Origin of the sequence: Aquicoccus porphyridii (assembly GCF_008369105.1) — a bacterium.
GTDB classification, from domain to species: Bacteria; Pseudomonadota; Alphaproteobacteria; order Rhodobacterales; family Rhodobacteraceae; genus Aquicoccus; species Aquicoccus porphyridii.
This window is the reverse complement of record NZ_VINQ01000005.1, coordinates 199,892-214,236: the sequence shown is the minus strand read 5'-3', so window position 1 is coordinate 214,236 and position 14,345 is coordinate 199,892. Positions and strand designations below refer to the sequence as shown.

Annotated in this window: 14 protein-coding genes, 1 tRNA gene and 1 riboswitch; of the genes, 11 read left to right on the top strand and 4 right to left on the bottom strand. The window is 65.4% G+C overall.

What is annotated here, in order from left to right:
• The 6 genes from FLO80_RS09770 to FLO80_RS09745 form a co-directional block, all read left to right on the top strand.
• The coding region (locus FLO80_RS09770) for an energy transducer TonB family protein (RefSeq protein ID WP_149187070.1) at positions 1 to 280 on the top strand (280 nt) is incomplete at its 5' end.
• A 48-nt stretch (positions 281 to 328) separates the two neighbouring features.
• Positions 329 to 545, top strand: a riboswitch (cobalamin riboswitch).
• 135 nt (positions 546 to 680) lie between these two features.
• Positions 681 to 2,504, top strand: a complete 1,824-nt coding sequence (locus tag FLO80_RS09765; RefSeq protein WP_188078257.1) for a TonB-dependent receptor plug domain-containing protein — start codon at positions 681 to 683, stop codon at positions 2,502 to 2,504.
• A 37-nt stretch (positions 2,505 to 2,541) separates the two neighbouring features.
• Positions 2,542 to 3,369: an ABC transporter substrate-binding protein gene (locus tag FLO80_RS09760; RefSeq protein WP_111365955.1), complete on the top strand. Its 828-nt coding sequence runs from the start codon at positions 2,542 to 2,544 to the stop codon at positions 3,367 to 3,369.
• Positions 3,369 to 4,349 carry a FecCD family ABC transporter permease gene (locus FLO80_RS09755; protein WP_111365958.1) on the top strand — a complete coding sequence of 327 codons (981 nt, stop codon included), beginning with the start codon at positions 3,369 to 3,371 and terminating at the stop codon, positions 4,347 to 4,349. Before FLO80_RS09760 ends, FLO80_RS09755 begins: the two co-directional genes overlap by 1 nt.
• A complete protein-coding gene (locus FLO80_RS09750) occupies positions 4,346 to 5,104 on the top strand; it encodes an ABC transporter ATP-binding protein (RefSeq protein ID WP_111365961.1) in 759 nt (252 codons plus the stop codon). Before FLO80_RS09755 ends, FLO80_RS09750 begins: the two co-directional genes overlap by 4 nt.
• A complete protein-coding gene (locus FLO80_RS09745; protein ID WP_111365964.1) occupies positions 5,101 to 5,754 on the top strand; it encodes an adenosylcobinamide amidohydrolase in 654 nt (217 codons plus the stop codon). Before FLO80_RS09750 ends, FLO80_RS09745 begins: the two co-directional genes overlap by 4 nt.
• A gap of 237 nt (positions 5,755 to 5,991) precedes the next feature.
• Here FLO80_RS09745 and FLO80_RS09740 read toward each other — a convergent pair whose 3' ends face one another.
• The gene (locus FLO80_RS09740; RefSeq protein ID WP_146611036.1) at positions 5,992 to 6,783 is read right to left on the bottom strand and encodes a hypothetical protein; all 792 of its coding nucleotides are present in this window, start codon (positions 6,781 to 6,783) and stop codon (positions 5,992 to 5,994) included.
• Between the two features lie 479 nt (positions 6,784 to 7,262).
• On the opposite strand from FLO80_RS09740, the gene FLO80_RS09735 reads away from it, so the two are divergent.
• On the top strand, positions 7,263 to 7,727 hold the full coding sequence (locus FLO80_RS09735) for a DUF3237 family protein (RefSeq protein WP_111365967.1): 465 nt from the start codon (positions 7,263 to 7,265) through the stop codon (positions 7,725 to 7,727).
• Between the two features lie 55 nt (positions 7,728 to 7,782).
• Here FLO80_RS09735 and arsC read toward each other — a convergent pair whose 3' ends face one another.
• From arsC to FLO80_RS09720, 3 genes are read right to left on the bottom strand one after another with little or no spacing between them, the layout of a single operon-like run.
• Positions 7,783 to 8,127 (bottom strand): arsenate reductase (glutaredoxin), encoded by a 345-nt coding sequence (gene arsC, locus FLO80_RS09730; RefSeq protein WP_111365969.1) that lies wholly within the window; start codon positions 8,125 to 8,127, stop codon positions 7,783 to 7,785.
• A complete protein-coding gene (locus FLO80_RS09725; protein ID WP_111365972.1) occupies positions 8,124 to 9,182 on the bottom strand; it encodes a quinone-dependent dihydroorotate dehydrogenase in 1,059 nt (352 codons plus the stop codon). The genes arsC and FLO80_RS09725 overlap by 4 nt, the downstream gene beginning before the upstream one ends.
• On the bottom strand, positions 9,179 to 9,517 hold the full coding sequence (locus FLO80_RS09720) for a DUF952 domain-containing protein (RefSeq protein WP_111365975.1): 339 nt from the start codon (positions 9,515 to 9,517) through the stop codon (positions 9,179 to 9,181). Before FLO80_RS09720 ends, FLO80_RS09725 begins: the two co-directional genes overlap by 4 nt.
• Positions 9,518 to 9,654: 137 nt before the next feature.
• Between FLO80_RS09720 and FLO80_RS09715 the strand changes: the two genes are divergently transcribed.
• The 4 genes from FLO80_RS09715 (at position 9,655) to FLO80_RS09700 (ending at position 14,344) form a co-directional block, all read left to right on the top strand.
• Positions 9,655 to 9,993, top strand: a complete 339-nt coding sequence (locus FLO80_RS09715) for a RidA family protein (protein ID WP_111365977.1) — start codon at positions 9,655 to 9,657, stop codon at positions 9,991 to 9,993.
• 55 nt (positions 9,994 to 10,048) lie between these two features.
• Positions 10,049 to 10,122 (top strand) — tRNA-Gly (locus tag FLO80_RS09710).
• 95 nt (positions 10,123 to 10,217) lie between these two features.
• A complete protein-coding gene (locus FLO80_RS09705; protein WP_111365979.1) occupies positions 10,218 to 12,017 on the top strand; it encodes an ABC transporter transmembrane domain-containing protein in 1,800 nt (599 codons plus the stop codon).
• Positions 12,018 to 12,508: 491 nt separating this feature from the next.
• A complete protein-coding gene (locus FLO80_RS09700) occupies positions 12,509 to 14,344 on the top strand; it encodes an ABC transporter ATP-binding protein (RefSeq protein ID WP_111365981.1) in 1,836 nt (611 codons plus the stop codon).
• The last annotated feature ends 1 nt before the right edge of the window (position 14,345 follow it).

Here is a 14,345-nt window from a genome sequence, read left to right as displayed (position 1 = left end):
GGCGGACGCGGCGGGCAGCGCGGCGGCCAGCAATTACCCCGGTCTCGTGATGCGCAGGCTGTCGCGTGCCGGGCGGCCACGGGTCAATGCGCGGGGCGAGGCGGTGGTGGGGTTCACCATCGCCGACAATGGCGGGCTGGCGGCGCTGGGCATCGCGCGCAGTTCGGGGTCGGCGGCGCTCGACCGGGCGGCATTGGGGATCGTGCGCGGGGCCGCGCCTTTCCCGAAGCCGCCAAGGGGCGCGGAGCGGCGGTTCTCGATCCGCATCAGGGGGCGCTGAGGCGCGGCCTCGTGCGAATTTTTCCTTTCGTCGCGCGGCAAGCTGCGCTAAAGCCCGGGATGCTTCGGTCCGGGCGGGAAATCGTCCGGTGAAAAGGGAACACGGTGCGCCATGGCCAAAGGCCGGGCAACTCCGTGACTGCCCCCGCAACTGTAAGCGGTGAGTGAAGCCGGACCATGTCACTGTTGCGCAGCCAGCGTGATGGGAAGACCCGGCCAAGCGACGACCCGCGAGTCAGGAGACCTGCCGGAGTGATCACCCTGTCCGGGCGCGGGGCGCGCATGGGCAACGGACCTTCCGTAGTGGTGGCACCCTCACCGCCCGCGGTCTCGCATTCACTTCCGCAGGCACCGAACTCGAAGCTTCGCGCGGGATGCGCGAACGGAAGGAAGACGAAGACATGACCCGACCCGTTACCAGAACCGGCCTCATGGCCTCTTGCGCCATCGCGGCGCTGATCGTGCAGGCGCCGGTTGCCCATGCCCAGGACGAGGATGTGACCGATCTCGGCACGATCGTCCTTTCGGGCAGCCTGATCCCGCAACCGATGAGCCGGACCGGGGCCACCGTCGATGTTCTCGAAGAGGATGACCTTGACGGCGACACGCGGCCGCTGGCCGATACGCTGTCGCGCAAGCCCGGTCTGAGTTTCGCGCAAAGCGGGCCGCTCGGGACGACGAGCAGCCTGTCCATCCGGGGCCTGCCCGCGCGCTATATCGGCGTGCGCATCGACGGGATCGACGTGACCGACGCCGCGGGCACGCAGGCGCAGTTCGATTTCGGCGGCATGACCAATGCGGGGCTTGGGCGGGTCGAATTGCTCAAGGGGTCGCAATCGGCGCTTTACGGCTCGGAGGCGATCGGGGGCGTTGTCGATATCTCGACGGCGCGGCCATCGAAACTGGGCTTTTCCACGCGACTGAGCGCCGAGGCGGGCAGCTATGGCACCTATTCCGGTAACCTGATGCTGGGTTACAAGGATGATCGCGGCGAGGTTGCGTTGAATGTTTCGCGGATCGAGAGCGATGGATTCTCGGCCCTGTCGGACAATACCGAGAAGGATGGCGCCGAGCAGAGCCTTGCCAGCCTCACCCTGCGATATGCGTTGAGCGACAATGTCACCGTGGGGGGTGCGGTTCTTTACCGCGATCTCGATTTCGATTTCGACAACATGGCAGGCGATCCGAGCGGCACCGGCCAGACCCGGCAGCGCGGTGCGCGCGTCTTTGCCGAGGTGACCACCGGGCGGGTCACGCACAAGTTGAGCTATAGCCATTTCGACTCCAAGCGCGACCTCGCGACGTCGACCTATACCGCGACCTATGACAGCACGCGCGACCAGATCGCCTATCTCGGGAGCGCGTCGCTGGGCGGGGCGGCGAACGCGGTGCTGAATTTCGGGCTCGACTATACCGAGGAGCGTTACAAGACCGTGGGCAGCGCGGATACGCGCTCGGCCTTTGCCGAATTGCTGCTTCAGCCCGGCGATGTCGACCTGTCGCTTGCCCTGCGTCATGACGAGCATTCGCAGTTCGGCGGCCATGCGAGCGGGCGTATTGCCGGGGTCTGGCATGTGACCGGCTCGACCGATATTCGCGCCGCGCTGGCCACCGGGTTTCGCGCGCCGTCGCTCAACGAGCTTTACGGGCCGTTCGGCGGCAACCCCAACCTTGACCCGGAGCAAAGCCGTAATGCCGAACTCGGTATCGAGCATCGGTTCGGCGGCGTCGGGTCGATCCGCGGGACGCTGTTTTATACCGAGGTCGATGACCTGATCGATTATAACTTTCCCACGGGTTATGTGCAGGTGCCGGGCACGTCGGTCAGCAAGGGATTCGAGATGTCGGGGCGCTATGCGCTGAGCGATCAATACACGGTCTATGGCGCCTATACCTATGTCGACGCCAAGGATGGCAACGGCATGCGCCGGGTTCGGGTGCCGCGCAACACGCTGGTCCTCGGGCTTGACGCGGAGTTCACGCCGAAGCTTTCGGGCAATATCGAGGTCAAGCACGCGAACGGCGCCGAGGCGAGTGCCTTTGCCCCGGCAGGTCACAAGGTCGGGGAGTACACGCTGGTGAATGCCGGGGTGGAATATGCCGTGATGGACAACGCCAAGGCCTATCTGCGGGTCGAGAACCTGACCGACGAGGATTACGAGACGGTGGGCGGCTATAATCAGCCCGGCCGCTCGGTGTTTTTCGGGATTCGTGCGGAGTTCTAGGATCATATCCGCGGCCATTGCCCTCATTCTGGGGGGGATGGCGCGCATGGCGGCGGCGGAGCAGATCGCTTTGCCGCCACCGCCCGATGCGGCGCCTGCGCGTGTCGTGTCGATGAATCTCTGCACCGATCTTCTGGCCATGTTGCTGGCGGGCGAGGGGCAGCTTTGGTCGGTGTCGCGGATCGCGCTCGATCCGATGGTGTCGCCGCTGGCCGATGAGGCGCGGGATCATGTGATCAACCACAGCCGGGCCGAGGAGATTTACCTGATGCGGCCCGACCTTGTGCTGGCCAGCACCCTGTCGCCGCGCAGCACGGTTCTGATGCTGGAGCGGCTGGGGATCGAGGTGGCGCAATTTGCCCCGGCCAGCACGCTGGAGGATGTGCGCGACCGGGTCATTGACATGGGCCGGGTTCTGGGGCGCGAGGCGGCGGCGCGTGCGGTGCTGGCGCGGTTCGATGCGCGGCTGGCGGCGCTGGGCACGGATCAGGGGCCGCGCCCGCGCGCGGTGATCTATCACGCCAATGGGTATGTTTCGGGGCGCGGGAGCCTTTCGGGTGATATTCTCGAACGGGCCGGGTTTGCCAATGCCGCCCATGCGGCGGGTTATGGATCGGGGCAGGTCATGCCGCTTGAGGTTCTGGCGCTGAGCGACCCGGATATTGTCGTCACGGCGCGCACATATCCCGGCGGGTCGCGCTCGGAAGAGGTGCTGTCGCATCCGGTGGTGCGCGCGTTCCGGGCCGGGCGTGAAAGCGCGGTCATCTCGGATCAGAGCTGGGTCTGTGGCACGCCCTTCGTGCTCGACGCGGTCGAGCAGTTGGCCGAGGCGCGGCGGCGCATCATGGCGGGGGCGGGCGAGTGATGCGGATCGCGCTGCCCTTGCTGGCCGTGGTGGCGGCGCTTTTCATGGTGTCGCTGCTGACCGGCCCGGCGGATATCGGCATCGGTGAGAGCCTTGCCGCGCTTTTGTCGGGCGGGGACGGGCCGCTGGCGCTGGTGATGCGAGAGATCCGGCTGCCCCGGGCGCTTCTGGCGGTGATGATCGGGGCGAGCCTCGGGTTGTCGGGGGCGGCGATGCAGGGCTATCTGCGCAACCCGCTGGCCGAGCCGGGGCTGATCGGGGTGTCGGGGTCCGCCGCCTTGGGCGCGGTGTTGGCGATCCAGACGGGGTTGGCGGCAAGCTTTGCGCTCGGCCTGCCGTTGGCGGCATTGGCGGGCGCGCTGGGCGGGGTTCTGTTGGTGATGGCGCTCGCGGGGCCGCGGGGCACGTCGCTCACCCTCATCCTTGGCGGGATCGCGGTGTCGTCGCTGGCGGGGGCCTTGACCGCGCTGGTGCTGAACCTGTCGCCCAATCCCTTTGCCGCGAGCGAGATCGTGTTCTGGATGATGGGGTCGCTGGCCGACCGGTCGATGACCCATGTCTGGCTGGCGCTGCCGTTCATGGTGCTGGGCCTTGCGTTGCTGGCGGGGCTGGGGCGCGGGCTCGATGCGCTCACGCTGGGCGAGGATGCGGCGCAGGCGATGGGGATCGACATGGTGCGGTTGCGGCTGATGCTGGTGATCGGCACGGCCTGCGTGGTGGGCGCGGGGACGGCGGTGGCGGGGGCGATCGGCTTTGTCGGGCTGGTGGTGCCGCATATGCTGCGCCCGCTGGTCGGGGCGCATCCCGGGCGGTTGTTGTGGGCCTCGGCGCTCGGCGGGGCGGCGATGGTTTTGCTGGCCGATATCGCGGTGCGGGTGGTCCTGCCCGAGCGTGACCTGAAGCTCGGGGTGCTGACCGCGCTGGTCGGGGCGCCCCTGTTCCTGCATCTCATCCTGCGGCTGCGGAGGGAGCGGATATGAGCCTTGTGTCGGTCACGGATCTTGGGGTGCGCATGGGGGGGCGCGCGGTGTTCTCGGACGTCAGCTTCGAGATCGGGGCGGGCGAGGTTGTGGGCCTGATCGGGCCGAACGGGGCTGGCAAGACCACGCTGATGCGCGCGCTGCTGGGCCTGTTGCCGTTCGAGGGGCAAAGCACGCTGGCCGCATTGCCCGCGGCAGAGCGCGCGCGGCTGGCGGCGTGGATGCCGCAATCGCGCGAGATCGCCTGGCCGGTGAGCGTGGAGACGGTGGTGATGCTGGGCCGGGTGCCGCATCTCGGCACGTTGCAGCGGCCCGGAGAAGAGGATCGCGCCCGCGTCGCGGCGGCGCTGGAGCGGATGGAGCTTGCGGAGATGCGCGACCGCCCGGCGACGCAGCTTTCGGGGGGCGAGCAGGCGCGGGTTCTCATTGCGCGCGCACTGGCGCAGGACACGCCGCTGCTGATCGCGGACGAGCCGATTGCCGGACTCGACCCGGCGCACCAGATTTCCACGATGCAGAGCTTCGCCGCGCTGGCCGACGTGGGCAAGTCGGTGCTGGTGTCGATGCATGACCTTGGCCTTGCGGTGCGCCATTGCACGCGGCTTGTCCTTTTGGGCGAGGGGCGGATGATCGCCGACGGGCCGCCGGGCGAGGTTCTGACGCCCGAGCGGCTGGCACGGGTGTTCGGCATTTCGGCCTGGTACAAGGTGACCGAAGAGGGGCCGGTTTACCAGCCGCTGGAGGTGCTGCGATGAGCGGCGCCTCCGTGCGTCTGGCGCGGCCATGGCTGGAGTTCGACCTTGGGGCCGAGATGGAGGTGCTGAGCTGGGCGGTGAATCGCCCCGGACGGGTGCGCGCCCGGCGCATCCTGTGGCGCGAGGTGCGCAATGCCGACCTGCCCGAGGATCTCGACGCGGTAGAGTGGCTGCAAGGCGAATTGCGGGCGCGCGACGCGCTCGATGCGGTGACGTTCCTGACCTCGCGCAACGTGGAGCGTTTCACGCAAGGCGAGGCCCGCGCGGGCGAGGCAAGCGCCCATGCGGTGGCGACCGTGGGGCTTTCCAATGCCGAGCGGGTGGGACACAGGATCGACCGCACGGGCCATGACTGGGGCACGATCAACGTGGCGCTGCGGCTTGACCCGGGTGTGGCGGGCGGTCTGAGCGAGGCGGCGCTGATCGAGGCGATGAGCATCGCGGTAGAGGCGCGCACCGCGGCGGTGATAGCGGCCGACCTGCCGCTTGGCCCCGGCCCGGCGACGGGCACGGGCACCGATTGCGTGGCACTGGCCGCACCTGCGGGCGATCTGCCCTATGCCGGGCTGCACACCGATTTGGGCGAGGCCACGGGCCGCGCGGTTTACGGCGCGGTGCTGGAGGGTGCACTGGCGTGGAAGGCGAGATAGAGGGCGGTGGGGTAGGGTGCGTTTCTTGCACAGGATGCCCGGTGGGGGGGTGTCGGGGAAGAGGCCGTTGTCTCTGAAAGCAATTGTCATATGGCGGGTTGGAGCCAAAGCGGACTCACAAGCCCATTCTAGAGGCTGCAAACGCGGCCCCCACTCACAAAATTAAAGAAGCGTCATCATCGTGCAGTGAATTGTCACCAGGTCAAGCACGATGGGCGTGAATTCAATCAAAAAAACTCATTGCGCTAAATGAGTGGAAACCTTAATGGGCGAAGCTTGAATATAATCGAAACTGCCATATGGAATGAAAACAACCGCGTAAGTGTCCGATAGCAAAGAAGTTTTCCAATTAAAGTTTTCAAGTAGGAAGATTCCTGATGACGTGGTTCCTAGAACCGCTCCTGATGTTCTCTCAAAGTCACTAACAACCTCCACATAATTTTTGATTTTGGCTACAGAATGAAAATTCCCTAAAGCAAAAGCAGTGATTCCCGCTCCTAAAATTGACGCGAAAATCAATTTCGTGTGGTCAACGCTGTCGATTTCTGGCCTTTCGTGCTTCCCAGTACGAGCAAAGATGACCATCGCGGTAACTAAACCGACGCCACCAATCACCAATACAAAGTAGAAGTAGGGGAAGCCCAAGTAAATTAGGCCAAATGATAAAACGAAGATAAATCCTTGTAAGGCGAATTTCCTGCGCCTGGTCAGAAAACACACAATCCGAATACTCCGGTAGAACTTCTTAAGAAAACTGGATGAAGCCCGCTCTTTGCTTGAGAAAAACAATATCCACTTAATTTTTGCTGGTCCGAGAGTTTCTACTAAAACACTTGCTATGAGAGCGGAAGTGGCAATGGAAAAAGTGAGCGTAGATGTCTGATAAAATATGAAATGAGCATCAATGAAAGAGTGTAGCTCGCTCGGTATAATTTGAATTGAACCATACAGATACAACGTCCCAATCCCAAAAATCGCAAGGATTGCTCTTAAAATATTCAGCCCGTCTTTGGAAAAATAAAGTCGCAAGGTCAGCCCTTAACCCTTTTCGATTCCTCAAACGCAAATGACATCAACTGCTTAGTGATCTACAGCAAGCTAATTCGACTTGCAAACAATGCTTTCATCAATCGCTGCGACTGTCCGCTCCGTCCCGCATGGCTGACCTTCGGACTTCGGTCCCGCAATCCATGACATGTCCCCTTTGATCGAATTCTCCCTGCCCGGAACAGCGGCGTAGCCGCCCGGACGGCACACGGCCGCCCCCCGGCCGGGTGCTTTTGATGGGTTGCGCATCACTTCGAACTGGGGATGACGTTGCAAGATAAATTGCTCCACGCCGATGGTGTGAGCACCCGACCGCGGCCGTGTGCTGCCCTGTCTCACGCTGTGTAAATAGCCGTTCGCCCCTCGGGCTGTGGTTTTGGCCTTGCGCGCAAGCGCGCTGCGATTGCGGTTCGACCGGGAATCGGGTCTCGTGCCCTTTTCACGTTAACAGGGAGAATGCCATGCGGGTGACGGATATCGGGGCGAAGGCGGCGCTGCCCAAGCCGGAAATTGCGCTTCGGGCGGCGATCCGGGCCGAGATCGGGCCGGCGGTCGAGTTCGAAACCACCCATGGCTGGACAAGGTCGGTCTGTCCGATCACCGGGGGCGTGATGCGGGGTGAGGGGCTCGATGGGATGATCATCCCGGGGGGCGCGGATTTCGCGCAGCTCTTGCCGGATGGTTCCTACGCGATCGAGGCGCGCTATTGCGTGCGCCTTGCGGATGGGGTGACGGTGATGATCACCAATGCCGGGCGGATGTTTCCGCACGCCTCGGGCGGGTTCCAGGGCCGGACAAGGGCCGCGTTCGAGACCCCTGCGGGGCCTTATGCGTGGCTCTCGGAGGCGGTGTTCTTTGGCACGGCGCAATCCGAGCGGGGCGACGATCACACTGTGTTCATCGAGCTGTGGGAGGCGCTGCTTTGAGGGGGAGGGGCGATGGTTTTTCGCAGAAAAATCGGTAGCTGAGGCGGTGCCGTCCTTACAGGAGCGCCAGCACCGCTTCGGGCGGGCGGCCGATGGCGGCCTTGTCGCCGACGAACACGATGGGGCGTTCGATGAGCTTCGGGAAGCGTGCCATGGCGGCGAAGAGCGCGTCGTCGGGGCTGTTCTTGCCGAGGCCCGCGGTTTTGAACTCGGGTTCCTTCGCGCGCATCATGTCGATGGGGCCGACGCCCAGTGCCGTGGCGGCGGCGCGCAGATCGGCCTCGGACGGGGGATCGTCGAGATAGCGGCGCACATGCGGGGCGTGGCCGTGCTCTTCGAGCAGGGCGAGCGTCTGGCGGGACTTGGTGCAGCGCGGGTTGTGCCAGATGGTGAGGGTCATAGCCAATCCTTGTAGCCTGTGCCGACGGCCTCGGACACGTTGGAATAGCCGTCGCGTTCCACCAGCGCGTCGAGGCCGCGCACGATGTCACCGGCGAGCGAGAGGCCCTTGAAGATCATCGCGGTGTAAAGCTGCACCGCGGTAGCGCCGGCGCGGATCTTGGCATAGGCATCTTCGGCCGATCCGATGCCGCCGACCCCGACGAGCGGCATGTCGCCGCCGGTCAGATCGTAGAGCCGGGCCAGCACGCGGGTGGATCGCTCGAACAGCGGCGCACCGGAGAGGCCGCCGGTCTCGATGCGATGACGCGAGGCCAGCCCGTCGCGCGAAAGCGTGGTGTTGGTGGCGATGATCGCATCGACGCCGGTGTCCATCGCCACGGTGGCGAGGTCGGCCAGTTCGGCATCGGTGAGGTCGGGCGCGATCTTGAGAAAGACCGGGATCGGGCGTTTGAGCCAGTTGCGCGTCTCGATCACCCGGGTGAGCAGGTCGCGCAGCGCCGCGGCGCCCTGGAGATCGCGCAGTTTCTCGGTGTTGGGCGAGGAGACGTTGACGGTGGCAAAGTCGATCATCGGGCCGCAATGGGCCAGCACGCGGGCATAATCCTCGGACCGGTCGGGGCTGTCCTTGCCCGCGCCGAGATTGAGCCCGAGAACGGAGCGTTCGCGCCGCGCGGCAAGGCGGGGGGCGACGGCCTCCATCCCGTCATTGTTGAAGCCGAAACGGTTGATCGCGGCACGGTCCTCGGTCAGGCGAAAGAGGCGCGGGCGCGGGTTGCCGGGCTGGGCGCGCGGGGTGACGGCGCCGACCTCGACAAAGCCAAAGCCCGCGCGGGCCAGCGGATCGAGCGCGGTGGCGTTCTTGTCAAAGCCCGCCGCCAGCCCCACCGGGTTGGGCAATGACAGCGAGGCCAGCGTGGTGCGCAGGCGCGGCGATGCGACATTGCCCGGCTGCGGTGCGAGCCCCGCGCGCAGGGCGCGGATGGCCAGCCCGTGCGCGGTTTCAGGGTCGATCCGGTGCAACAGGCCGAGGCCGAGGCGTTCAAGCGGGGTCATAGGAGGCCGGAAAAGTTGTGGGTGCCTTCTTCCAACGGCAGGGGTTTGTGCCAGAGCAGGTCATCGAGATGTAGCGCGCGATAGAGATGCGGGAAGAGCGCGCCGCCGCGTGAGGGTTCCCATTCGAGCGCATCACCGAGGCTGTCGGCGTCGAGCGCCAGCAGGTGCAGCCCGTCCTCGCCGTTGAAATGCTTGGCGGCGGTTTCGCGGACCTGATCGCCGGTCGAGAGGTGGATGAACCCGTCGGCCAGATCGACCGGCGCGCCGTCGGTCCGGCCCTTGGCCAGGAGGGGCTGAAACTCGCTATCGCGGAATATTTTGTAGATCGTCGGCATGGCGACTGCATGCCCCGGTCATGGCCCGTGGTCAAGTCGCATTGGCGTTGTGCGAAAATCGCGCCGGAGCGTTGCAAAGCCCGCCTCAAAGTGCTTGGTAAGGCCGAACATTCAGCCCAAGAGGAAAAGGAAAGACCATGATCGAACGCAGCCATGTGGGCCAGAGGATGAGCCAGATCGTCAAGCATAACGGGGTGGTCTACCTGGCCGGGCAGGTCGGCGAGGGCGACACGGTGGCCGAGCAGACGCGCGATTGCCTCAAGAACGTCGAAACCCTGCTTGAGGAGGCGGGATCAAAGGTTGAGAATATCCTTCAGGCGGTGATCTGGCTGGCCGACATGGACGATTTCGCCGAGATGAACGCGGTCTGGGACGCCTGGGTGCCCGAGGGGCATGCGCCGGCGCGGGCCTGTGGCGAGGCGAAGCTGGCGCTGCCGAAATTCAAGGTCGAGGTGATCGTCATCGCCGCCTGCTGAGGCCGATCAACCCCTTGACCGGCGCGCGGGCTTGTCCTAAGCAGCGCGCACCTGAGCGGGTATAGCTTAATGGTAAAGCCCCTGCCTTCCAAGCAGGCTATGTCGGTTCGATTCCGTCTACCCGCTCCAGTTCCCCCAACGCGCCTGCGTCAGATCGCGGCTTGACCCCGTGGGCGGGCGCCGCCATGAAGCCCCGAATGCATAACGGGAAACGGGAGCCGCGCATGGCGAGGGGCACCACACCGCCAGTGAGCGAGGCGGAACGCGACAAATCGAAACGTGTGGGGGCGCTCAGGCGGCTGGCGCCGTTCCTTGCGCCCTATCGCGGTCTGGTCATTCTGGCGGGTCTGGCGCTGATGCTGACCGCGGGGCTGTCGCTGGCGCTGCCGATGGCGGTGCGCCGGGTGGTGGACAATTTCGGCGCCGAGAGCGACGCGCTTCTCGACCTTTATTTCGGCGCGGCGATCCTGATCGCGGGGCTTCTGGCGCTGGGCACGGGGCTGCGTTATGCGCTGGTTTCGCGGCTGGGCGAACGGGTGGTGGCCGACATTCGCAAGGCGGTCTTTGACCGGGTGGTCGGGCTGAGCCCGGGGTTCTACGAAACCGTCATGACCGGCGAGGTGCTGAGCCGGATCACCACCGACACCACGCTGATCCTGTCGGTGATCGGCTCGTCGGTGTCGATCGCGCTGCGCAATGTGCTGATTTTCACGGGCGGGCTGGTCTTGATGCTCATCACCTCGGCCAAGCTTACCGGGTTGGTGCTGCTGATCGTGCCGCTGGTGATCGTGCCGATCCTGACCATGGGGCGCAAGCTGCGCAGCCTGAGCCGCGAGAACCAGGACTGGATCGCGGCGAGTTCCGGCAACGCGAGCGAGACGCTGGGCGCGGTGCAGACGGTGCAGGCCTTCACCCATGAAGGACCGAGCCGCGCGGGGTTTGCCGATGTCACCGAGAAAAGTTTCGACGCCGCGCGGCGGCGGATCAAGGTGCGCGCGGTGATGACCGTGCTGGTGATGTTCCTGGTCTTTGCCGGCGTTGTCGGCGTGCTGTGGATCGGGGCCCATGATGTGCGTGGCGGGGCGATGAGCACCGGCGCGCTGGTGCAGTTCGTGATCTACGCGGTGATGGTTGCAGGCGCGGTCGCCGCGTTGAGCGAGATCTGGGGCGAGTTGCAGCGCGCCGCGGGGGCGACCGAGCGCTTGGTCGAGTTGCTCGAGGCCGAGGACGCGGTGCGCGACCCGGAGGCGCCGGAGCCGCTCGCGCGCCCGGTGCGGGGCGAGATCACCTTTGAGGGCGTGCGTTTCACCTATCCGTCGCGGCCGGATATCGCGGCGCTCGATGCCGTCGACCTGGTGATCGCGCCGGGTGAGACGGTGGCGTTTGTCGGGCCGTCGGGGGCGGGCAAGACGACGATCATCCAGATGATCCAGCGCTTTTATGATCCGCAGGCGGGGCGGGTGCTGCTCGACGGGCAGGATCTGAAAACGCTGGCGCGGGCCGATTTCCGGCAGGAGATCGCGCTGGTGCCGCAAGACCCGGTGATCTTTGCCGCCTCGGCGCGCGACAATATCCGCTTTGGCCGCGAGGATGCGAGCGATGCCGAGGTCGAGGCCGCCGCCCGGGCCGCCGCCGCGCATGAGTTCATCGCCGCGTTGCCGCAGGGCTATGACAGCCCGCTGGGCGAGCGTGGTGTGCTTTTGTCGGGCGGGCAGAAACAGCGGATCGCCATCGCCCGCGCGATCCTGCGCGACGCACCGGTGCTGCTTCTCGACGAGGCGACGAGCGCGCTTGACGCGGAAAGCGAACGCGCGGTGCAGGAGGCGGTGGACATCCTTGCCGAGGGCCGCACCACGATCGTCGTGGCGCACCGCCTGGCCACGGTGAAAAAGGCCGACCGGATCGTGGTGATGGAGGCGGGGCGGATCGTCTCGGTGGGGCGTCACGAAGACCTGGTGGCCGAGGACGGGCTTTATGCGCGGCTGGCGCGGCTGCAATTTACCGACGGGGCGGTCGCGGTGTAGGGGCCGCCCCCTGATGCGCCGCCCACCCACCCACCCCGACGCATCAGGGGGCGGGGCACATTCTGGAATCGCGGCCCGGTTCCGGAATGTCGGAATCTGAGTATTTTCACCAAGAAAGAACCTGGAAAGAACAAGGCGAGCAAAATGGCCCGCCTGTCTCTTTCTTGGGAAAAATACTCAATATCCGACGAGTCCGGCAAGCATGGCATTGAAATCATGAGCGAATCCTTGATGCCGAGCGTGTTGTACACGATGCGGGATTTCTGTTGTCCGGGCAGGGTGACAAGCCTTGCGCCGCGCGCTAGGCTCGCCCCATCGACGAAAAGGAGGGTGCAGGATGTATCGCGGGATCTGGTTGAGCCTCATCTGAGCTGTTGCCCCGGGGGTGACCCACGGGGCGAGCGGACTCGACTGCGCATGTCCCGGGGGGAGGGCGACCTCATCCCCGGTGCGCCGTTGCATGTAGCCATTTCCTGCAAGGACCCTTCACGATGTTTCGTTTCTTTGAAAACCTGGTCGATCCCTATTGCGACTACCCGCGCGAGGACGTGCCGCCGCGCAAGCTCACTCCCTTCATGTTGCGCTATGCCAAGCCGTTTACGCGGGTGTTCTGGATCGCCGGCCTGTTGTCGGTGGTGGTGGCGGCGGTCGAGATCGGGTTGATCCAGGCCACGGGCTGGATCGTCGATGCGCTCACGGGCGATCCGGCTGCGGTCTGGGAGGCGCATGGCACGGTGATGATCGCGCTGGCCGTGTTCATCCTGGTGCTGCGCCCGGTGATTCAGGGGCTGGATGTGCTGCTTTTGAACAACGCGATCCTGCCGAATTTCGGCACGTTGATCCGGTTTCGCGCGCATGGTCACGTGATGCGTCAGTCGGTCGGCTGGTTCGAGAGCGATTTCGCGGGGCGCATCGCCAACCGGATCATGCAGACGCCCCCCGCCGCGGGCGAGGCGGTGTTCCAGATTTTCGATGCGCTGACCTATGCGCTGGCTTACGTGGTGGGCGCGGTGATCCTCATGGGGCAGGCCGATGCGCGGCTGGCGATCCCGCTGGTCCTGTGGCTGATCGCTTACGGTGCCTTGATGCGCTGGACCGTGCGCCGGGTGGGGCCCGCGTCAAAGCGCGCGTCGGACGCGAGAAGCGCGGTGACGGGGCGGGTGGTCGATGCCTATACCAACATCCATTCGGTCAAGATGTTCGCCCACACCAATGGCGAGATGGAGCATGCCCGCGAGGCGATCGAGCATGCGCGCCGCACCTTCCAGGCGGAAATGCGAATCTACACGATCATGGATGTGGGGCTTGTGTTCCTCAACGGCGTGCTGATCGTGGGGGTGGTCGGCTGGGCCATCGCGCTCTGGATGACGGGGCAGGCGAGCGTGGGCGTGGTCGCGGTGGCGGCGGCGCTGACGCTCAGGCTCAATGCGATGACCGGGTGGATCATGTGGGCGCTCACGAGTTTCTTTCAGCAACTGGGGGTGGTGGCCGAGGGGATGGAGACCATCGCCCAGCCGATCGACCTGGTCGATGCGCCGGATGCGCGGCCGCTGCGCCTTGCCGAGGGGCGGATCGAGATCGACAATGTGAGCCATCATTACGGGCGCGGCATGGGCGGGCTCGACCGGGTGAGCCTGGCGGTTGCGCCGGGCGAGAAGGTGGGGCTTGTCGGGCGCTCGGGTGCGGGCAAGTCGACGCTGGTGAAGCTCTTGCTGCGGTTCTACGATGTCGAGGATGGCGCGATCCGGATCGACGGGCAGGATCTGCGCGATGTGACGCAGGACAGCCTGCGTGCGCAGATCGGCATGGTGCAGCAGGACAGCAGCCTCTTGCACCGTTCGGTGCGCGACAATATCCGCTATGGCCGCCCCGGTGCCAGCGAGGCCGAGATCGTGGCAGCGGCGCGGCAGGCCGAGGCGCATGAGTTCATCGGGGATCTCGAGGATTCGCTGGGTCGGCGGGGCTATGACGCGCATGTGGGCGAGCGGGGCGTCAAGCTCAGCGGCGGGCAGCGCCAGCGGATCACGCTGGCGCGGGTGATCCTCAAGGATGCGCCGATCCTGCTGCTTGACGAGGCGACCAGCGCGCTTGACAGCGAGGTCGAGGCGGCGATCCAGGAAACGCTTTATGGGATGATGGAGGGCAAGACGGTGATCGCCATCGCGCACCGGCTTTCGACCATCGCGCATATGGACCGGATCGTGGTGCTGGACGAGGGCCGGATCGTGGAAGAGGGCAGTCACGAGGACCTGTTGGCCCGGGGTGGGCTTTATGCCCGGTTCTGGGCGCGGCAATCGGGCGGGTTCCTGGGCGAGGCGGCGGAATAGG